The organism is Methylobacterium litchii (assembly GCF_038442315.1).
GTDB classification, from domain to species: Bacteria; Pseudomonadota; Alphaproteobacteria; order Rhizobiales; family Beijerinckiaceae; genus Methylobacterium; species Methylobacterium litchii.
Window position 1 is genome coordinate 675,429 of record NZ_JBBXMY010000001.1, and the last position, 19,212, is coordinate 694,640.

At 69.8% G+C, this 19,212-nt stretch carries 18 protein-coding genes and 1 tRNA gene; 11 read left to right on the plus strand and 8 right to left on the minus strand.

The genetic code is table 11. From position 1 onward, the window contains the following. Window positions 1-13 precede the first annotated feature (13 nt). The 4 genes from AAHF99_RS03500 (at window position 14) to AAHF99_RS03515 (ending at window position 3,330) form a co-directional block, all read left to right on the plus strand. Window positions 14-1,870, plus strand: a complete 1,857-nt coding sequence (locus tag AAHF99_RS03500; RefSeq protein ID WP_342162676.1) for an OmpA family protein — start codon at window positions 14-16, stop codon at window positions 1,868-1,870. Next, complete coding sequence (locus tag AAHF99_RS03505; protein WP_243958890.1) at window positions 1,867-2,139, plus strand: hypothetical protein; 273 nt, start codon at window positions 1,867-1,869, stop codon at window positions 2,137-2,139. The genes AAHF99_RS03500 and AAHF99_RS03505 overlap by 4 nt, the downstream gene beginning before the upstream one ends. A gap of 64 nt (window positions 2,140-2,203) precedes the next feature. Next, window positions 2,204-2,845, plus strand: coding sequence for a YidB family protein (locus tag AAHF99_RS03510; RefSeq protein WP_342162677.1), 642 nt, complete (start codon window positions 2,204-2,206; stop codon window positions 2,843-2,845). Window positions 2,846-3,159: 314 nt separating this feature from the next. Continuing rightward, on the plus strand, window positions 3,160-3,330 hold the full coding sequence (locus AAHF99_RS03515; protein ID WP_342162678.1) for a hypothetical protein: 171 nt from the start codon (window positions 3,160-3,162) through the stop codon (window positions 3,328-3,330). 157 nt (window positions 3,331-3,487) lie between these two features. Here the strand turns inward: AAHF99_RS03515 and fabF are convergent, their stop codons facing one another. The 4 genes from fabF to fabD all read right to left on the minus strand — a co-directional run bounded on the left by fabF (window position 3,488) and on the right by fabD (window position 7,044). Further along, the gene (gene fabF / locus AAHF99_RS03520) at window positions 3,488-4,747 is read right to left on the minus strand and encodes a beta-ketoacyl-ACP synthase II (RefSeq protein WP_243958884.1); all 1,260 of its coding nucleotides are present in this window, start codon (window positions 4,745-4,747) and stop codon (window positions 3,488-3,490) included. Window positions 4,748-4,837: 90 nt separating this feature from the next. Continuing rightward, window positions 4,838-5,077: an acyl carrier protein gene (locus AAHF99_RS03525; RefSeq protein WP_007559070.1), complete on the minus strand. Its 240-nt coding sequence runs from the start codon at window positions 5,075-5,077 to the stop codon at window positions 4,838-4,840. A gap of 276 nt (window positions 5,078-5,353) precedes the next feature. After that, the gene (fabG, locus tag AAHF99_RS03530; RefSeq protein ID WP_243958882.1) at window positions 5,354-6,091 is read right to left on the minus strand and encodes a 3-oxoacyl-[acyl-carrier-protein] reductase; all 738 of its coding nucleotides are present in this window, start codon (window positions 6,089-6,091) and stop codon (window positions 5,354-5,356) included. 20 nt (window positions 6,092-6,111) lie between these two features. Continuing rightward, window positions 6,112-7,044 carry an ACP S-malonyltransferase gene (gene fabD / locus AAHF99_RS03535; protein WP_342162679.1) on the minus strand — a complete coding sequence of 311 codons (933 nt, stop codon included), beginning with the start codon at window positions 7,042-7,044 and terminating at the stop codon, window positions 6,112-6,114. A 180-nt stretch (window positions 7,045-7,224) separates the two neighbouring features. Here fabD and AAHF99_RS03540 point away from each other — a divergent pair, with 180 nt between their 5' ends. Together AAHF99_RS03540 and AAHF99_RS03545 are read left to right on the plus strand one after the other, a co-directional pair. Then, window positions 7,225-8,142, plus strand: a complete 918-nt coding sequence (locus AAHF99_RS03540; protein ID WP_342162680.1) for a bestrophin family protein — start codon at window positions 7,225-7,227, stop codon at window positions 8,140-8,142. A gap of 66 nt (window positions 8,143-8,208) precedes the next feature. Further along, the gene (locus AAHF99_RS03545; RefSeq protein ID WP_342162681.1) at window positions 8,209-9,564 is read left to right on the plus strand and encodes an NAD(P)H-dependent oxidoreductase; all 1,356 of its coding nucleotides are present in this window, start codon (window positions 8,209-8,211) and stop codon (window positions 9,562-9,564) included. 3 nt (window positions 9,565-9,567) lie between these two features. Here the strand turns inward: AAHF99_RS03545 and AAHF99_RS03550 are convergent, their stop codons facing one another. The 4 genes from AAHF99_RS03550 to AAHF99_RS03565 form a co-directional block, all read right to left on the minus strand. Continuing rightward, window positions 9,568-9,780, minus strand: coding sequence for a hypothetical protein (locus AAHF99_RS03550; protein ID WP_243958874.1), 213 nt, complete (start codon window positions 9,778-9,780; stop codon window positions 9,568-9,570). 99 nt (window positions 9,781-9,879) lie between these two features. After that, window positions 9,880-10,995, minus strand: a complete 1,116-nt coding sequence (locus tag AAHF99_RS03555; protein WP_342162682.1) for an AraC-like ligand-binding domain-containing protein — start codon at window positions 10,993-10,995, stop codon at window positions 9,880-9,882. A 130-nt stretch (window positions 10,996-11,125) separates the two neighbouring features. Continuing rightward, window positions 11,126-11,893 (minus strand): FkbM family methyltransferase, encoded by a 768-nt coding sequence (locus tag AAHF99_RS03560; protein ID WP_342162683.1) that lies wholly within the window; start codon window positions 11,891-11,893, stop codon window positions 11,126-11,128. A gap of 347 nt (window positions 11,894-12,240) precedes the next feature. Beyond that, window positions 12,241-12,318, minus strand: a tRNA-Pro gene (locus AAHF99_RS03565). 186 nt (window positions 12,319-12,504) lie between these two features. Between AAHF99_RS03565 and AAHF99_RS03570 the strand changes: the two genes are divergently transcribed. From AAHF99_RS03570 to AAHF99_RS03590, 5 genes are all read left to right on the plus strand, one after another. Next, window positions 12,505-13,788 carry a glycosyltransferase family 4 protein gene (locus AAHF99_RS03570; protein WP_412759836.1) on the plus strand — a complete coding sequence of 428 codons (1,284 nt, stop codon included), beginning with the start codon at window positions 12,505-12,507 and terminating at the stop codon, window positions 13,786-13,788. A gap of 83 nt (window positions 13,789-13,871) precedes the next feature. Beyond that, window positions 13,872-14,192 carry a rhodanese-like domain-containing protein gene (locus tag AAHF99_RS03575; RefSeq protein ID WP_342162685.1) on the plus strand — a complete coding sequence of 107 codons (321 nt, stop codon included), beginning with the start codon at window positions 13,872-13,874 and terminating at the stop codon, window positions 14,190-14,192. A gap of 106 nt (window positions 14,193-14,298) precedes the next feature. After that, on the plus strand, window positions 14,299-15,435 hold the full coding sequence (locus AAHF99_RS03580) for an efflux RND transporter periplasmic adaptor subunit (RefSeq protein ID WP_342162686.1): 1,137 nt from the start codon (window positions 14,299-14,301) through the stop codon (window positions 15,433-15,435). Window positions 15,436-15,493: 58 nt separating this feature from the next. Continuing rightward, window positions 15,494-18,700: an efflux RND transporter permease subunit gene (locus AAHF99_RS03585; RefSeq protein ID WP_342162687.1), complete on the plus strand. Its 3,207-nt coding sequence runs from the start codon at window positions 15,494-15,496 to the stop codon at window positions 18,698-18,700. Next, the gene (locus tag AAHF99_RS03590) at window positions 18,700-19,206 is read left to right on the plus strand and encodes a hypothetical protein (RefSeq protein ID WP_342162688.1); all 507 of its coding nucleotides are present in this window, start codon (window positions 18,700-18,702) and stop codon (window positions 19,204-19,206) included. The genes AAHF99_RS03585 and AAHF99_RS03590 overlap by 1 nt, the downstream gene beginning before the upstream one ends. Window positions 19,207-19,212 lie beyond the last annotated feature (6 nt).

The window sequence follows — 19,212 nt, forward strand, 5'->3', positions numbered from 1 at the left end:
TCGGACCCGATCCGTGCCGCAGACCGAGACGTCCGCCCGAGCCCTGCGCCGCGCCGGCTGGCTCGCCGGCCTGCTGCCGCTGGCCGGGCTCTGGGCCGGTGTCGCCATCTGGGCGGCGCCGGGCATCGGCGCGCGGGTCGTCGCCGAGGGCGAGGGCATCGCGGCCACCACCTTCAACAACGGCGAGCCGTGGCTGCGGATCGCCGCGCGCGGGCGGGATCTGGTGGCGCAGGGCGAGGCGCCCGACGAGGCCGGTCGCGCCATCGTCCTCGCCCGCCTCGCCGCCCTCGATGGCCCCCGCCGGATCGTCTCGGAGATCGGCCTCGTGGAGACGGCCGCGCCCTTCCAGTGGGCCGCGACCTGGACCGGCGGCACGGGCGTGACCCTCGAAGGCAGCCGCCCGGTCGAGATCGGCCGCAAGGCCCTCGAAGTGGAGGTGACGGGGGCCATCGGCGCGGGCACGCCCTTGCGCGATGCCGCCCGCGCGGCGCGGGGCGCGCCCCCCGACTTCTCCGCCGCCGCCACCTTCCTCGCCGCGCGCCTGCCGAGCCTCGCCCCCGGCGCCAAGGCGGTGCTGACCGACACCGTGCTCAGCCTCTCCGGCGAGGCGGTGGACCTCGCCGCCTACGATGCCCTGCGCGCCGCGCTCTCGCGCCCACCGGACGGGTTCAGTCTCGGCAAGGTCGAGATTCTGCCGCCGCGCATCACCGATTACCGCCTCGCCCTCACCCGCACCGGAACGGGGGCGACGCTCACCGGCTACGTCCCCTCCGAGGCCGCCCGCCAGATGGCCCTCGCCATGGCCCGCACGCTGACCGAGGGCGGGCCGGTGGAGGACAGGCTCCAGGCCGCGCGCGGCCTGCCGGGCTCCGTCGCGCCCCAGGATCTCATCGCCTTCATGGGCAAGCTCGCGGGGCTGATCCAGGCCGGCGAGGTCACGTATGCGGGCGGCGCGGTCTCTGTGAAGGGCGATGCCATCGACCCGCAGGCGATCCCCGAGGCGCAGGCGCTCCAGAAGGAGGGCCGCCCCGCCGGCGTCGCGGCCGGCACGGTGACCCTCGCCGCCAAGCCGCTCTCGCCCTACCGGGTGAGCCTGCGCCGCACGCCGGAGGCGCTGACGGTGAGCGGCCACCTGCCTGACGAGGAGACCCGCCGCCGGGTGCTCGCCGCCCTGCGCCAGCGGGTGTTCCGCGAGCCGGTGATCGACCGCACCCGCCTCGCCGACGGGGCCCCGACGGGTCTCGCGAACGCCCTCGACGGAGCTGCGACCATGCTCTCGACCCTTGCCACGGGCGAGGCAATCCTTACCGACAGGAGCCTGTCTCTCACGGGCGAGAGCCTCTATCCCGAGGCCGCCGACCGTGCGCCGAACCGGGTCTCCACCCTGCTGCCGGCCGGCTGGACCGGCGAGGTGGCCGTCTCCGCGAGGGAGGCGGACACCCGGCGCGACGGGGAATCCTGCCGTCAGGGCGTCGCCGCCGCGACCGCCACGGCGGATTGGCGCTTCGCCGTGGGCAGCACGGCCCTGACGCCGGCCTTCTATCCCGGCCTCGATGCCCTGGCCGCCTTGGCCAAGACCTGCCCGGACCTGCGCGTGGCGGTCTCCGGCCCCGCCGACCCGCCGGGCGCCAAGCCGCCGCCGCCCACGGAGGAGCCTAAGAAGCCGGCAGAGAAGAAGCCCGGCAAGGCGAAGGCCGAGAAGGCGCCGGAGCCCGAGGCCAAGCCGCCGGAGGAGGAGAATTCCGGCCTCGCCCGGCAGCGGGCGCAGGCGCTGATGGAATATCTGCTCCAGGCGGGGATGCGGCCGGGCCAGGTCGCGGCGGGTCCCGACCGGGGCGCCGGCCCCGCGACGGTGGCGCTCGCGCCGTGACCCTGCTTCTCACCGCCTTCTGGCCCGGCCTCGCCGGGGCGATCCTGCTCGGCTGCGCCGTGGGTTTCCTGGCGGGCTGGCCGGAGAACCGGGCGATCCCCTTGGGCCTCGCCGGGCTCGCCCTCGTGTTGCTGCTGCTCGCCACCGCCCAGGCGATGCCCGGCCTGCCCGGCCTCTGGCTCGAAGGGGCGGCTTTGATGCTGCCCCTCTACCTCGCGGGCTGCGCGCTCGGCGCCCTGGGGAACCGAACGACCGGCGCGGGGCGTTGATCCGCCGCCGACCGGCCTGCAGGCGCTGGCCCGGGCTCGCGACACACCACGGAGGGAGGCCCCCATGGGCATGCTGGAATCGGTGATCGGTGGCGTTCTCGGGCAGGTCTTCGGCGGCCGGCAGGGCGGGATGTCCCCGGTGGTGAAGGCGCTGCTGATGCTGCTCCTCGCCAAGGGCGCCAGCGGCGGCTTCGGCGATATCTTCGGCCGGGGGCAGCAGGGCGAGCCTGGCCCGGAGGCCGACCGCACGGGCACCCGCCCGCCGCAGCCGATGCCGCGCGACGAGCCCGGCGATATCGGCGGGTTCGACCAGTATGGCGGACGCCGCAACACCGGCCCCTCGGCGGATGGACCCGTCGATGACTCGCTCCCCGGCAGCGGCTTCGACGACCTGTCGGGGATGCTCGGCGGTGGTAGCGGTGGTGGCGGCAGTCAGGCGCGCCCCGATCCGGAGGAGGTTGGCGGCCTCGGCCCCCTGGTGGACCGTTTCCGCAATGCCGGGCTCGGCGACGTGATCGGTTCGTGGATCGGCCACGGCGCCAACCATGCCATCGACCCGGACCAGCTCGCCCACGCGCTCGGCGGCGACACCGTCGCGACGCTGGAGCGGGAAACCGGCATGGACCGCTCGGCGCTGCTCAGCGAGCTGTCGCAGGCCCTGCCGGAGGTGGTGCACCGCCTGACGCCCGAAGGGCGGGTGCCCTAAGACCCCTGCCTTCTCCTGGGACCAAATGCCCTCCGCCCCCTTGACCGCCGGGCCTGCGGTCGGCCTATTGGTGGGTGGGGCGGTACGCGCCGCCCTGGGGTTGGGAAGCCCCTAACAGAGAGGCTTGGTGCCCGCCGCTTGGGCGCCATCTTCCTTGACCATGCGGTCGGGGAGCCTGCGACGCATGTCCAGGCGCTCCGGTGCTAAAGGTCGTAGGAGCCGTCTCTGTTCGGTTTTCCCACTCCCCGACTATGGGTGGTTCAGGGCTCGTCAGCGGGGGCGTACCGCGGACACGGGCCTTCCGGGAGTTGAGGATGTCCAACCTCGCCGACACCAAGCAGCGGCTCACGCTGCTCCGCGCCACCGTCGAGGCCCTGCCCGACGCATGGCCGACCGATCCCCTCCATCGCTGCTCACGGGCGATGCTGATGCAGATCGTGACGATGCTGACGAAGCCGGCCGAGCGGCCCGCGCGGCAATTGTAAAGGCAGCCCATCCCATCCAGCCCTGTCCCTCATCCTGAGGTGCGGCGTCAGCCGCCTCGAAGGAGGGGTCCAGTCTGCGCGCGGTTCCTGGAGGCCTCCTTCGAGGCCGCCTCGCGGCACCTCAGGATGAGGGACGTGTCAGGGCGTTCTTGAAAGGTCAGACCCGGCGCATCACCAGCGAGGCGTTGGTCCCGCCGAAGCCGAAGGAGTTCGACAGGGCGATGTCCACCCGCTTGCGCTTGGCCTCGTGTGGCACAAGGTCGATCTTCGTCTCGACGCTTGGGTTGTCGAGGTTCAGCGTCGGCGGGATCACGCCGTCGCGGATGGTGAGGACCGAGAAGATCGCCTCCACCGCGCCAGCAGCGCCGAGGAGGTGGCCCACCGCGCTCTTGGTCGAGGACATCGTGGCCTTGCCCGCGCCGTCGCCGAGGAGGCGTTCCACCGCCTTCAGCTCCAACTCGTCGCCCATGGGCGTCGAGGTGCCGTGGGCATTAATGTAGTCGATCTCGGCCGGGTCGATCCCCGCCCGCTTCACGGCCGCCGTCATGCAGCGGAAGGCGCCGTCCCCGTCCGGGGAGGGGGAGGTGATGTGGTAGGCGTCGCCCGAGAGGCCGTAGCCGACGATCTCGGCGTAGATCTTCGCCCCGCGCGCCTTGGCGTGCTCGTATTCCTCCAGCACGACGATGCCCGCGCCTTCGCCCATCACGAAGCCGTCGCGGTCCTTGTCGTAGGGGCGGGAGGCCTTCTCCGGGGCGTCGTTGAAGCCGGTGGAGAGGGCGCGGCAGGCCGAGAAGCCCGCGATGGAGAGGCGGTTCACCGGCGATTCGGCGCCGCCCGCCACCATCACGTCGGCATCGCCCAGCGCGATCAGGCGGCTCGCGTCGCCGATGGCGTGCGCGCCGGTCGAGCAGGCCGTCACCACCGCGTGGTTCGGGCCCTTCAGCCCGTGCTTGATCGAGACCTGGCCCGAGGCGAGGTTGATGATGCGGCCGGGGATGAAGAACGGCGAGATGCGGCGCGGCCCCTTGTCGTGCAGGGTCACCGAGGCGTCGTAGATGCCGCCGATACCGCCGATGCCGGAGCCGATCAGCACGCCCGTGGCGCAGCGGTCCTCCTCGTCGGTCGGGTGCCAGTTCGCGTCGGCCAGCGCCTCGTCGGCCGCCGCCACCGCGTAGACGATGAACGGATCGACCTTGCGCTGTTCCTTGGGATCCATGGCGGAATCGGGGTTGAACGAACCGTCCGATCCGTCGCCGAAGGGAATCTGGCAGGCGATCCGGCACGGCAGGTCGGCCGATTCGAAGCCGCGGATCGTCCCGGCTCCGCTATCCCCCGCGATCAGGCGGCTCCAGGTGTGCTCCACCCCGCTGCCCAGCGGCGTGACCATCCCTAGACCCGTGACCACAACCCGCCGCATCGATTCCGTCCCGTCAGCCCTTCAAAAACGAATAACGGCGCGGGGGCGAAACCGCCTCATCCGCGCCGCGTGAAAACTCGCGTCGGCCCCTCAGGCGGCCGAGTTCTTCTCCAGGAACTTCACCGCGTCCCCGACCGTCTGGATGGTCTCGGCGGCGTCGTCCGGGATTTCGACGTTGAACTCTTCCTCGAAGGCCATGACCAGCTCGACGGTGTCGAGGCTGTCGGCACCGAGGTCGTCGATGAAGTTGGCGCTCTCGACCACCTTCTCGGGCTCCACGCCCAGGTGTTCGACAACGATCTTCTTCACGCGCTCAGCGATATCGCTCATCGGTCTTGCGTCCTCGTCCTTGCTGGTCTCTGTCGCGTCTTCTTGTGTGCCGTGGCTCACCTTGCCTGAGGGCACTGGAGAGCCGGTGTCCGATCGCGCGTGTTTCGAGGTGAACCGGGTTAGCCCCGATGCAGGGGCTTTGGACTGAAAACCCGCTTAACCGTCAACCCCCTGTACGGCTGAAGCGGGTGGTAGCACAGGGTTCCGGCGCTGGCGAGAGGCCGTTCACAAACCGTTCAGAGGTGTGGTTTTTCAGTGCCTTGACCCCGTTTCAGGTCAGATCATCGCCATGCCGCCGTTCACATGCAATGTTTGGCCGGTGACATAGCCCGCCTCCGCAGAAGCGAGGTAAAGCGCCGCCGCCGCCACTTCCGCGCCCTCGCCGAGGCGCCCCGCCGGCACGCGGGTGAGGATGCCCTCGCGCTGCTTCTCGTTGAGCGCGTCGGTCATCGGCGAGGCGATGAAGCCCGGCGCGATGCAGTTCACGGTGATCCCGCGCGAGGCGACCTCGCCCGCGAGCGCCTTGGTGAGGCCCACGAGACCCGCCTTCGCGGCGGCGTAGTTGCCCTGGCCGGGATTGCCGGTGGTGCCGACCACCGAGCCGATGCCGATGATCCGGCCGTAGCGGCGGCGCATCATGCCCTTCACCGCCGCCCGCGACAGGCGGAAGGCGGCGGTGAGGTTCACGGCGATCACCGAATCCCACTCCTCGTCCTTCATCCGCATGAAGAGGTTGTCGCGGGTGATGCCGGCGTTGTTCACGAGGATGTCGAGCGGGCCGATGGCCGCCTCGGCGGAGGGGACCAGCGCCTCGACGGAGGCGGTGTCGGCGAGGTTCGCGGGCACGATTGCCGTGCGCTCGCCGAGTTCCGCCGCCAGGGCCTCCAGCGCCTCGGCGCGGGTGCCGGACAGGGCGACCGTGGCGCCCGCCGCGTGCAGGCCGCGGGCGATGGCGCCGCCGAGGCCGCCGGTCGCGCCGGTGACGAGGGCCTTCCGGCCGGTCAGATCGAACATGGGTCGGGTTCCGTTCGTGATCAGAGCGCGAAGGCGGCGACGTCGGCCGGGGTGCCGACCGAACTGGCCTGCGCGCCGGGGGCGATGCGCTTGACGAGGCCGGCGAGGACCTTGCCCGCGCCGAGTTCGACGAAGCGGTCCACGCCGGATTCGGCCATGGCGGCGATGCTCTCGCGCCAGCGGACGGTGCCGGTGACCTGCTCCACCAGGGCGGCGCGGATTGCGTCCGGCCCGCCGACCGGCGCGGCGGTGACGTTGGCGTAGAGCGGCACGCGTGGGGCGTTCAGCTCCACCGCCGCGAGCGCCTGCGACATCCGCATGGCGGCGGGTGCCATCAGGCGGCAATGGAACGGCGCGGAGACGTTGAGCATCACCGCGCGCTTGATTCCCTTCGAGGGGGCGAGGGCGACGGCCCGCTCGACGGCGGCGCGGCTGCCGGAGAGCACCACCTGCCCGCCGCCATTGTCGTTGGCGACGTCGCAGACCTCGCCCTGCGCGGCCTCTTCGGCCAGGGCGTGGGCGGCGGCGAGATCGGTGCCGATCAACGCTGCCATGGCCCCGGCGCCGGGGGGCATCGCCGCCTGCATCGCCTCGCCCCGGATGCGCAGGAGCCGCGCGGCATCGGTGACGGAGAGGGAGCCGGCGGCGGCGAGCGCCGCGTATTCGCCGAGGGAATGGCCGGCGACGCAGGCCACGTCCCGCGTGAGATCCAGGCCCTTCTCGGCCTCCAGCACGCGCAGCGCCGCGAGGCTCGCGGCCATCAGGGCCGGCTGGGCGTTGGCGGTGAGGGTCAGCTCGTCGGCCGGACCCTCGGCCATCAGGTGCGAGAGCTTCTGGCCGAGGGCGTCGTCGACCTCGTCGAGCACGGCCCGCGCCTGCGGGAATTCCGCCGCCAGATCCTTGGCCATGCCCACGGCCTGGCTGCCCTGGCCCGGAAAGATGAGTGCGCGCATTCCAGCCGCGACGCCCAGCGCCGCCCCCTCCGGGGTGCCCCTCCCGGCGCGGCGGAGACCCCTCGTTAACGAAGGCGGCGCAGTCGCACCCGTTGCGGCGCGTTGTCAACAACGCGGCGCACAATCGTGTCCTCTCCGGAAGAGGCTGCCAAGCGCCCGCGCCCGTGGCACAGAGCGGGCATGATCGTCCGCCCCCGCCCCACGCTCATCACCGTCCTGTTCGCCCTGCGCGGCTCGATCCTGCCGCAGGTGGCGCCGACGGTGATCGGGATCACGGCCTTCTCGGTGGTGGTCGTCGCCGCCGAGCAGCGCTGGCCCTGGGCCTTCCCCGTCACCGCCGGGGTCGGGCCGTTCACGCTGATCGGCCTCGCCCTCTCGATCTTCCTCAGCTTCCGCAACAACGCCTGCTACGACCGTTGGTGGGAGGCGCGGAAGGTCTGGGGCTCGCTCATCGTGGAGACGCGGGGGCTCGCCCGCACCATCCCCGCCCTGCTGCCGGGGAAAGATCACGCCGCCCTGCGCCGGGCGAGCCTCCTGCGGGTGATCGCCTTCACCAGCGCCCTCCATGCCTCCCTCCGCGACGGGGACGAGGCGCAGGCCGCCGCCGCATGGCTGAGCGAGGACGAGGCCGCCCTGCGCGACCGGCCAAGCCCCGTGGACGCCACCCTCCGGCCGCTCCTCGGCGACCTCGCGGCGGCGATGCGGGCGGGGGCGATCACCGACGTGCTGTTCGGCCTGCTCGAACGGAAGGTCTCGGACCTCTGCGCGATCCAGACCGCCTGCGAGCGCATCCGCCACACGCCCGTGCCCTTCGCCTACACGCTCCTCGTCTACCGGACGGCGTGGCTCTACTGCCTGTTCCTGCCGGTGGGGCTTTCCGGCTCGCTGGGCTGGGCGACGCCCTTCGCCGTGGCGCTGGTCGCCTACACGTTCTTCGGCCTCGACGCCCTCGGCGACGAGCTGGAGGAGCCCTTCGGCACGGCGCCGAACGACCTGCCCCTCGACGCGATGCTGCGCACCGTCGAGCGCACAATCCTCGACGCGCTCGGCGACCCGCTCCCGCCCCCGATGGCGGCCGACCGTTACTGGTTGCGCTGACCGGCGGTCTTGCTCCCCGTCCCGGATCGTGCTGCACCGTTCGGCAAAAATCCGGGAGGAGAGGCCATGTCGTTGTTCGCGCAATTGCAGCGTCGCGCGCAGGAGAAGCGGCCCGTCCGCGTGGGGCTGATCGGGGCCGGCAAGTTCGGCTCGATGTATCTCTCGCAGGCGCCGCGCACCCCCGGCATCCACCTCGTCGCGGTGGCCGACCTCTCGCCGCCGCGCGCCATGGACTCCCTGCGCCGGGTCGGCTGGGCGGACGAGCGCTTCGGCGCCGCCACCCTCGAGCAGGCGTCCCGCGAAGGCACGACCTGCGTGACCGACGACGCGGACGGGATGATCGCCAGCCCGTTCATCGACATCGTCATCGACGCCACGGGCAGCCCGGCGGCGGGCATCCACCACGTCCTGAAGGCCTGCGAACACCGCAAGCACGTGGTGATGGTGAACGTCGAGGCCGACGTCCTCGCCGGTCCCTACCTCGCCCGGAAGGCCGCCGAGGCGGGCATCCTCTACAGCATGGCCTCCGGCGACCAGCCCGCGCTCATCGCCGAACTGGTCGATTGGGCGCGCACCATCGGGCTCGAAGTCGTCTGCGCCGGCAAGGGCACGAAGTACCTGCCGGTCTACCACGCCTCCACCCCCGATACGGTGTGGGGCCATTACGGCTTCACCGACGAGCAGGTGGCCGGCGGCGATTTCAACCGGCAGATGTTCAACTCCTTCCTCGACGGAACCAAGTCGGCGCTGGAGATGGCGGCGGTGGCCAATGCCTGCGGCCTCACGCCCCCGCGCGACGGCCTCGCCTTCCCGGCCTGCGGCGTGGACGACCTCCCGACCCTGCTCCGGCCAGTCTCCGACGGGGGCATCCTCGCCGACAAAGGCACGGTGGAGGTGGTCTCGTCCCTGGAGCGGGACGGGCGCCCGGTGTTCCGCGACCTGCGCTGGGGCGTCTACGCGGTGTTCGAGGCGCCGAGCCGCTACGTCGCGGAGTGCTTCGCGCAATACGGGCTGAAGACCGACAGCACCGGCCGCTACGCCGCCACCTACAAGCCCTATCACCTAATCGGGCTGGAACTCGGCATCTCGGTCGCCTCCATCGCGATCCGGGGCGAGGCGACGGGCGCCACCACCGCATGGCGCGGCGACGTGGCCGCCACCGCCAAGCGCGCCCTGAAGGCCGGCGAGAGGCTCGACGGCGAAGGCGGCTTCACCGTCTACGGCAAGCTGATGCCCGCCGCCGACGCCCTGGCGCAGGACGCCCTGCCGATCGGCCTCGCCCACAACATGGTGCTGCGGAACGACGTCCCGGCCGGGCGCCCCGTGCGCTGGAGCGACGTGAGCTTCGACGAGGGCCAGGAGGCGATCCGCGTCCGCCGGGACATGGAGACCCTGTTTCGCGCCGAACTCGGCGTGGCCTGAGCGCTATTGCTGCCAGCGGTAGATGTCGAACACGCTGCGCTTCGTCCGGAACCAGCGGCGCCCGGTCTCGGGATCGTGCCCGTTGGCCCGGAAGGATTTGGCGAGCCGCCGCACGAGGCGGTTCGCCAGCGACACGCTGTCGATGTCGTAGGCGATCAGTTCGGGAGGCCGCGTGGTTTCAGCCTTCCGTTCGCGGATGAAGATCGAATGAGGCATGGGCTTCACCGGTTGTGTGCTGCCGATACCTTTCAACGATCAGCTTATACCATTGTTCATTATCAACGAGACCGAGGTTAATACATAAAAATTGCTGTCTTAATTTGTCGAACGGCCGTACGGCGCAGCCATGCCTCGCATCCAGCGGGACAGCACCGAGCGCGGAGTCTGCGGGTCGTCGGGGCTGGCGCTGCGGGGCAATTGCGCCACCGCGCGGGCCATCTTGGGGGTGATGCCGTAGGCGGCTTTGAAGGCGCGGTGGAAGCTCGCCTCCGCGCCGAGTTGCCAGCGCCCGGCCACATCCTTCGCCCGCGCGCCGGGCGCGGTGAGATCGAAGAAGGCCCGGTGCAGGCGACGGCTTCGGATATAGGCCTCGACGCCCCCGTGCGGGGCGAAGAGCCGGTAGAGCACGGAGCGCGACAGGCCGAGCTGGCGCAGGATGCTCTCGCCCGACAAGTCCGCATCGCCGAGCCGCGCCTCGATATGCTGCTTGATGCGGATGAGCCGGTCGCCTTCTCCGGTGGTGCCGGCGCCCTGGTCGGCGCGCTGCACCTCGGCCCGCAGGCAGGCGGTGATCAGGCCGATGGAGGCCTCCACGGCCATCTCGCACTCGGTCTGCATCATGGAGGGGGCGACCTCCAGCAGGGCCTGCAGGTGGCGCCCGATCAGCGCCCCCGCCACCTCCGTCCCCGGGATGACCAGCCCGTGCAGCGCCTCGAGGCTCGGCAGGTAGGCCGCCAGCTTGGGGCGGGGGATCACCATCGTCACGTTCTCGAAGGCGTTCGCCCGCGTGTCGAGTGTCTGGGCGAGGTCGAACAGGCAGATGTCGCCGGGCTGCACCCGCATCGCCCGCGGGCCGGCGACGCCCTCGAAGCCGCCACGGACGTAGAGTTGCAGGATGATGTGATCGACGTTGCTGCGTGCGATGGTGTCGACCGTCCGGCGGAAGCGCTGGCCGCTCGCCCGCGTCGTGCCGAGGAGCACCGACCCGAGGGCGAAGCTGGTGAGGTCGGCGCGGAACGGGCCGGGCTCGCCCAGCGCCAAGTCCTCGACGTCGAAGAGCGTGCCGACCGCCTCGCGCCACACGCCGGCATTGTCCTCGGGCGACAGGGATTCGGCGAGGAAGCCGAAACGCGGAACGAGATCGCTGACCCTGACGGAATCGGCGTCGACGACCGACCTGTTCCGCGACGACGGCCCCGATTCCCTGGCCATGCCCCTTCCCGATCCCGCCCGCCGCCCCTCCGGCGGAAGGCCAGTCATGGCCGAGCCTCGCCGGCTTGGCTACTGGCAGGCCGTCCGATGCCGGGGGTGGGATCGACTTCTCTTGTGCCGAAGCGGTGTTCTAGTTCGGCCTGCGGGCGAACAGCATCGGGTATTTGTTCGAAACGATGAAGCCGAAATCGGTGAGCTTGTCGACGATCTCCCTGTCGCTGTGCCCCTCGATCGTGTGAAGCTCCATCGCGATCTGGCGCACGTTCTTCATCGTGTCGCGGTCGAGTGCCCTGAAGATATCGTACTCGGCGCCTTCGCAATCGATCTTCAGGAGAGCGACCGGGCGATCGAGCGAGCGCAGGATGGTGACGATGCCGGCGGCCTTCACCGTGAACGGCCGGACGTCGTTGCTCTCGCGCTGGTCGATGTTTGAGAACATCGTGGTGAGCGACGAGCGTTCCTGCAGCAGCAGAACGATCTCGCCGTCCTGGCCGCAGACCGCTTCGTTTCGCACTTCGATGTTGGACAGCGCGTTGATAGCCACATTGTGCTTGAGGCGTTCGCACACGTCCGGATTGGGCTCGAACGCGATGACCCGTCCGGTCCGCCCGACCTTCTTGGACGCCAGGACCGTGAAAGACCCGAAATTGGCACCGATATCGATGACGGTATCACCTTCGGCGAGGGAGATTCCATCGGAGAAGTAGTCCTCACGGATCACATTCTCATAGATCGTATACCACTCGTGCGTATTGGCTTGAATTTCGAAGCTGATGCCGCAACACTCAGCGCGATAGTTAGCGCGCTTCACTCGCATCAGGTCGAGTATGAGCGGCATTGGTTCTGAGCTGGTCGCGAAGATAGCTCGAATCTGCTCAATCTTTGCGATAATGTTCATCAGCAAATATCTTCGCGACCGAATTGACCATTTCGCCTCGTGTGGCGAAATATATCGATCATGATAACTTGGTATCCGCGCGGGGCGCAATGCTTTTGCTGCGCTGGGAGAATCACGCAGCAATTCCGCTTGAAGCTTGGCGATTGGGACCGCAGGGCCGTGCCGCGGCCGATCTGGCCGGCGAAAAGCTGCGAGGGCGGAGCGCTTTCGAGGAGCGGTGAGGTCTGGAAAGATCAGAATGCCCGTGCGAGCGAATGCGAGAGGCACGGGAAGCAGGGTCGCTGACCAAGTCTTGCGGGCCGAACAATCACCGATCCGACATCAGGTGATTGTATCGGGACGCAAAATGGTCGGAGTGGCGGGATTCGAACCCACGACCCCTAGTCCCCCAGACTAGTGCGCTAACCGGGCTGCGCTACACTCCGACGCCCCGAAGGGTCCGCGCTCTTAGCGTCTCCGCGCCCGGCAAGGCAAGCCCTGAAATGCATGGGACGGCGTATCGGCCACACCCGGTGGCGCGGAAGGCACCCCCGGCGCTGGTCCCGCGCCGCCGGGGCTTGTAGGCAGGGGCCCACATCCCCGGCACGCGAGACCACGCATTCATCGTGACGATCCAGCGCCCGACCGCCTTCGACCTCACCCGCCTCGTCACCCGGCTGCGCCACGCGAGTCCGTCCGGGATCGACCGGGTCGATCTCGCCTATGCGCACGCATTCCTCGGTCATCGAGAGAAAAGCGTCGGCGTCGTCTCCACGGCGGTCGGCCCCCGCGTGCTTCCGCGCGAGGAGGCGCTGTCCATCGTGGCGGCGGTGGAGGCGGGCTGGATCGAGGACCGCCCGGCGGACGAGGATCCCGCCTATCGACGGCTCGCCGCGCGCCTCGGGGCCCCGGTACCGGGCGAGGCGCGGGAACCGGCCGGCAAGCCGGGCTCCGCCGCGCGGGATCGGCGGCTTATCCAGGCCCGCACCGTGGCACGAATCCTCGCCCGGTCCCGGCCCATCGCGGCCCTGCCGCGCGACAGCCTCTATCTCCACACCTCGCATCTGCGGCTCGACAAGCCCGGCCGGTTCGATTGGCTCTATGACCGGCGGGACGTGCGGGCGGCCTTCTTCGTCCACGACGTCATCCCGATCAGCCATCCCGAATACGGCCGCGCGGGCGAGGCCGCCCGGCACGAGGTCCGGATGCGCACCGTGGGGCGGCACGCGGCGGCGATCCTCGTCAATTCCGAGGATACGGGCCGGCGCACGCTCGCCCTCCTCGATGCGTGGCGCTTTCCGCGCCCGCCCGTCGCGGTGGGGCATCTCGGCGTCGAGCCGGCCTTCGGGCGGGAGGGACCGCGCCTGCATCCGCCCCGGCCGACCTTCCTCGCCTGCGGCACCATCGAATCGCGCAAGAATCACCTCCTGCTGTTCCAACTCTGGCGGGTGCTGGCCGAGCGGCACGGGGCGGCGACGCCCCGGCTCGTCGTCGTCGGGCGCCGGGGCTGGGAGGCCGAGAGTGCCATCGACATGCTGGAACGCTGCCCCGGCGTGACGGCGCATGTCATCGAGGCCTCCGGCCTCTCGACCCATGGCCTCGCGGCGCTGATGCGCTCCTGCACGGCCCTGCTGATGCCCTCCTTCACCGAAGGCTACGGCATTCCGGTGGTCGAGGCCGCCGCCTCGGGGCTGCCGGTCGTCGCCTCCGACATCCCGGCCCACCGGGAGATTGCGGAGGGCCTTGCCCGATTCCACGATCCCCTCGACGGGCCGGGCTGGCTGGCGGCGGTGGAGCGTCTGATGGAGGCGGGCTCGCCCCTCCGGGCGGATCTCGCCGGCCGTCTCGAGGGATACCGGCCGCCGGATTGGCCGGCACACTTCGCTGCGGTGGGGCCGACCCTGGCCGCCCTGTGACGCCGCACGAGTTGCGTCGCCGGCCCCTGACGAATATGGAAAAGCGTCAGCGTCACGGATGAGACGCGGGGGAGCGACGTCGGATGAAGGTGGTCGACCTCGATCGCGAGACGGTCAAACAGGGTCTCGCGGATGGGTCGATCCTGGTGATCGACGTACGCGAGTCGCACGAATACGAGGCGGGGCATATTCCCGGCAGCGTCTCGCATCCCCTCTCGGACTTCGACTCCGCCGCCCTCGCCGAACTGGTGCGGACCGACGGGCGCAGGCCCGTCCTGTCCTGCGCGGCGGGCGTCCGCTCCGTGCAGGCGATGGCCGTGGCGCAGAGGGCGGGACTCGATCTCTCCGAACACTATCGGGGTGGTTTCAAGGATTGGTATTCGGCGGGCGAGGATATCGCCTAGAGTTTCCTGAACGTCCGTGTTGCGAACACCGTGATGTGTGGTCGCGCACAGGCGTTTTGGCCGGCGCGGGAGTAGCGCGCCATTGCCAAGGGACCCCAAAAGAACGATGCGCAGCCGGCTCGCACGCACTCTCTCGCTCTTCGTCGGCTTCGCCGCGGCAGCGACGTCCGCCCTCGCCCAAGCTCCGGGCGGCCCCCCGCCGAAGGTGACGGTCGCCAAGCCCGTCGTCCGCGAGATCGTGGAGAAGGACCAGTATACCGGCCGCTTCGACCCGGTGGAATTCGTCGAGGTCCGCGCCCGCGTCACCGGCTACTTGGAGAAGATCAACTTCCTGGACGGCCAGACGGTGAAGAAGGGCGACGTGCTCTTCGTCATCGACCGGCGGCCCTACAAGGCGGCCTTGGAGCAGGCGCAGGCGGCGCTCTCCTCCGCCAAGGCGCGGCAGAACTTCTCCGTCACCGATCTCGAGCGCGCCCAGACGCTCTCGCGCAGCGGCAACATCTCCGAGCAGGTCACCGACCAGCGCCGGCAGGCGTCGCTGACCGCGCAGGCCGATGTCGACAGCGCCCAGGCCGCCCTCGACAACGCCCAGCTCAACTTCAACTTCACCGAGGTGAAGTCGCCCATCGACGGCCGGATCAGCCAGCGTCTGGTCACCGAGGGCAACATCGTCATCACCGACCAGACGATGCTGACGACGATCGTGTCCCTCGACCCGATCTACTTCAGCTTCACCGTCGATGAGAAGTCGTTCCTGAAGTATCAGAGTTCCCTCGGCATCGGCATGGGCCAGACCCAGCGGGGCAAGGGCGTGCCGATCCTGATCGCCCTCTCGGGCGAGGCGAAGCCGACCCGCAAGGGCACGTTGGACTTCGTCGACAACCGCGTCGACACCGCCACCGGCACGGTGCTGCTGCGCGCGACCGTCGAGAACGCCGACAAGTTCATCAAGCCCGGCCTGTTCGGCATCGTCTCGATGCCGGCGACGAAGCCCGCGCAGGGCGTGCTGCTGCCCGACGACGCGGTGGCCGCCAACCAGGACAAGCGGATCGTCTACGTCCTGGGGCCGGACAACGTGATCCAGCAGCGGGACGTGAAGCTCGGGCCGAAGGTCGACGGCTACCGGGTGATCCAGGACGGCCTGAAGGGCGACGAGCAGGTGGTGGTGAACGGCCTGACCCGGGTCCGCCCCGGCGTGAAGGTCAACCCTGAGACCACCGAACTGCCGCCGAGCAAGACCTGAAACGGGACGAGGCGCCGCAGGCCCGCAAGGGCCGCTGCTTCTCCATGAGGTTCGACCGATGCGTTTCGCCCACTTCTTCGTCGACCGGCCGATCTTCGCGTCCGTCACGTCGATCGTCTTCCTGATCCTGGGCTTCGTCGCCTACGAGACGCTGCCGGTCTCGCAATATCCCGAGATCGTCCCGCCGACCGTGACCGTGCGCGCTTCCTATCCGGGCGCCAACGCCGAGACCGTGGCCGCGACCATCGCGACCCCGATCGAGCAGGAGGTCAACGGCGTCGACAACATGCTCTACATGACGTCGTTGTCGACCAACGACGGCAACATGCTGCTGACCGTGACCTTCAAGGTCGGCACCAACCTCGATATCGCGAACGTGCTGGTGCAGAACCGCCTGTCGGTGGCGCAGCCGCGCTTGCCGCCGGACGTGCGCAACCTCGGCGTCACCGTGCGCAAGGCCTCGCCCGACCTGATGCTGGTCGTGCACCTGCTCTCGCCGAACAAGACCTACGACCAGAACTACCTCGCCAACTACATCTACCTGAACATCCGCGACGAGCTGCTGCGCCTCGACGGCGTGGGCGACATCACGATCTTCGGCGGTAACGAGTACGCCGAGCGCATCTGGGTCGATCCGAACAAGCTCTCCGCCTACGGCCTCTCCGTCACCGACGTGACGACCGCCCTGCAGGAGCAGAACGTCCAGGTCGCGGCGGGCGCGCTCAACTCGCCGCCGGCCGCGTCGTCGGCCGCCTTCCAGCTCGTCGTGCAATCGCAGGCGCGCTTCAAGACGCCGGAGGAGTTCGCGGACGTCATCATCAAGGCGCAGAACGGGCGCCTCGTGCGGGTGAAGGACATCGCCCGCGTCGAGATGGGCCAGAAGGACTACACGACCAACTCGTTCCTAAACGACACGCCGGCCGTGGGCATCGGCGCCTTCCAGCGCCCCGGTACCAACGCCCTCGACGCCGCCGCGTCGGTCAAGAAGGTGATGGAGCAGGTCAAAAAGAACTTCCCACCGGACGTCGAGTACCGCATCGCCTACAACCCGACCGAGTTCATCGAGGAATCGATCCAGGAGGTCTACAAGACCCTCTACGAGGCGGTAGGCCTCGTGGTCATCGTGGTGCTGGTCTTCCTCCAGAGCTGGCGCACGGCGCTGATCCCGGTCATCGCCATCCCCGTGTCGCTCATCGGCACCTTCGCGGCGATGGCGGCCTTCGGCTTCTCGCTGAACAACCTCACCCTGTTCGGGCTGGTGCTCGCCATCGGCATCGTGGTGGACGACGCCATCGTCGTGGTCGAGAACGTCGAGCGCAACATGGCCGAGGGCCTGTCGGCGGGAGACGCGGCCCACAAGACCATGGACGAGGTGGGCGGGGCGGTCATCGCCATCGCCCTGGTGCTGGCGGCGGTGTTCATTCCCACCGCCTTCATCCCCGGCATTTCGGGCCAATTCTACAAGCAGTTCGCCCTGACGATCGCCGCCTCGACGCTGATCTCGGCCTTCAACTCCCTCACCCTCTCGCCCGCCCTGTGTAAGCTTCTCCTGAGGCCGCACCATGAGCGGGCCCAGCCGCGCTTCTTCCTCACGCGGTTCGTGAACTGGCTGGCGAACGGCTTCAACCGCGCCTTCGATGCCACGTCGAACGGCTACGGGCGGGTGATCCGGATGCTCACCGGGGGCGTGGTCGGCCTCGGCGTGATGCTGCTGGTCTATGCCGGCGTGATCTGGGGCACGCTCCACCTCGCGCAGACGACGCCCACGGGCTTCATCCCGGACCAGGACCAGGGCTACCTGATCGGCGTCGTCCAGTTGCCCTCCGGCGCCTCCCTCGACCGTACCACCGCCGTGGTGCTGCGGGCGGCGGCGGAGGCGCGCAAGGTCGATGGCGTCACCAACGCGGTGATCATCGCCGGCTTCGACGGCGCGACCTTCACCAACACCACCAACTCGGCGGTCATGTTCCTCACCCTCAAGGGGGCGAAGGAGCGGGCCGAGCACGGCCGCAGCGCGGGCGTGATCACCGGCGACGTGATGAAGGCCACCGCCAACATCGAGGAGGCGCGGATCATTGTCATTCCGCCGCCGCCGGTGCGCGGCCTCGGCCAGGGCGGTGGCTTCAAGATGCAGGTGGAAAGCCGCCAATCCTCCGACATCAACCAGCTGCTCGCCGCGACCGGCGAAATGCTCGCCCAGGCCAACCAGAGCCCGGACGTGACGCGCGTCTTCACCACCTTCGGCAACGACACGCCGCAGCTCTACCTCGACATCGACCGCACCATCGCGCGGATGCTCAACGTGCCGCTGGCCAACGTCTTCTCGTCGTTGCAGGCGGATCTCGGCGGCACCTACGTGAACGACTTCAACACGCTGGGCCGCATCTATCAGGTGCGCTTGCAGGGCGATTCGCAGTTCCGCTCCTCCGAGCAGGACATCTCGCAGATCAAGGTCCGGTCCTCGACCGGAGCCCTGGTGCCGATGGGTACGCTCGCCAGCGTGCGCAACGTGAGCGGCCCGCAGATCGTGCAGCGCTTCAACCTGTACTACTCGGTGCCGGTGCAGGGCGTGGCCAAGCCCGGCGTCTCGACCGGCCAGGCGCTCACCGCCATGGAGGAGATCGCCAAGAAGGCTCTGCCGGACGGCTACGCCTACGACTGGACCGAGATCGCCTACCAGCAGAAGGCGGCGAGCGGCACGGCCGGCTACGTCTTCGCGCTGGGCGTGCTCCTCGTCTTCCTCGTGCTGGCGGCGCAGTACGAATCGTGGGCCCTGCCGCTGGCGATCCTGCTCGTGGTGCCGACGGGGGTGCTCGCGGCTTTGGGCGGCGTGCAGTTCCGGGGGCAGGACAACAACATCCTGACCCAGATCGGCCTGATCGTGCTCATCGGCCTCGCGGCCAAGAACGCCATCCTGATCGTGGAATTCGCCCACGACATCGAGCAGCGTGAGCATCGCGGGCCGGTCGATGCGGCGGTGGAAGCCTGCCGCCTGCGCCTGCGGCCGATCCTGATGACCGCCTTCGCCTTCATCCTCGGCACCCTGCCGCTGGTGATCGCGACCGGCCCCGGCGCCGAGATGCGTCAGGCGCTCGGCACGGCGGTGTTCTTCGGGATGATCGGTGCGACCTTTTTCGGCCTGTTCCTGACGCCGGTCTTCTACGTGGTGATCCGCCACTTCTCGATCTGGCTCGGCAGCTTCCGGCGCAAGAAGACCGACCATGGCGACCATGGGACGGGAGGGGCCACGCCCGCCCACAGCTGATGCGGATCCTCGGCCGCATCCTCCTCGGCGGTTTCGCCCTGCTCCTCGCGGTCGTCGCGGGGAGCCTCGCGTTGATGCTGGCCCTCCTGCTCGATCCGCGGGCGAATGCGTGGCTGACGCAGGGCGCGCTCGCCGGCTTCGACGCCGCCTTCAGCGACCTTGCCGCCGGGCTCCCGCCGGAGGGCTTCCTCCTGCTCATGGTGGGGCTCGCGAAGGCGCTGTTCGTGCTGCTCTTCGTGCCGCCCGCCCTCGTCGGCGTGACGGGGGAGGCGCTGGGGCGGCGGGGCCTGCTCTGGTACGGCGGCGGCTGCGGCCTGCTCACGGCGGCGCTGCCCTGGCTGGTGCGCGGCGCGCCCCGGCCCGGCGCCGCCGGCCTCGCCGCCGCCGAGGCGCGGCTGACCCTCATCCTGTTCTTCGTCGGCGGCTGCGCCGGGCTGGTCTACTGGCTCGTCGCCGGGCGCAGCGCCGGAAACGCACCCTTGGAAGCCGGGCAGGGGCCGCGCTAAAGGAGG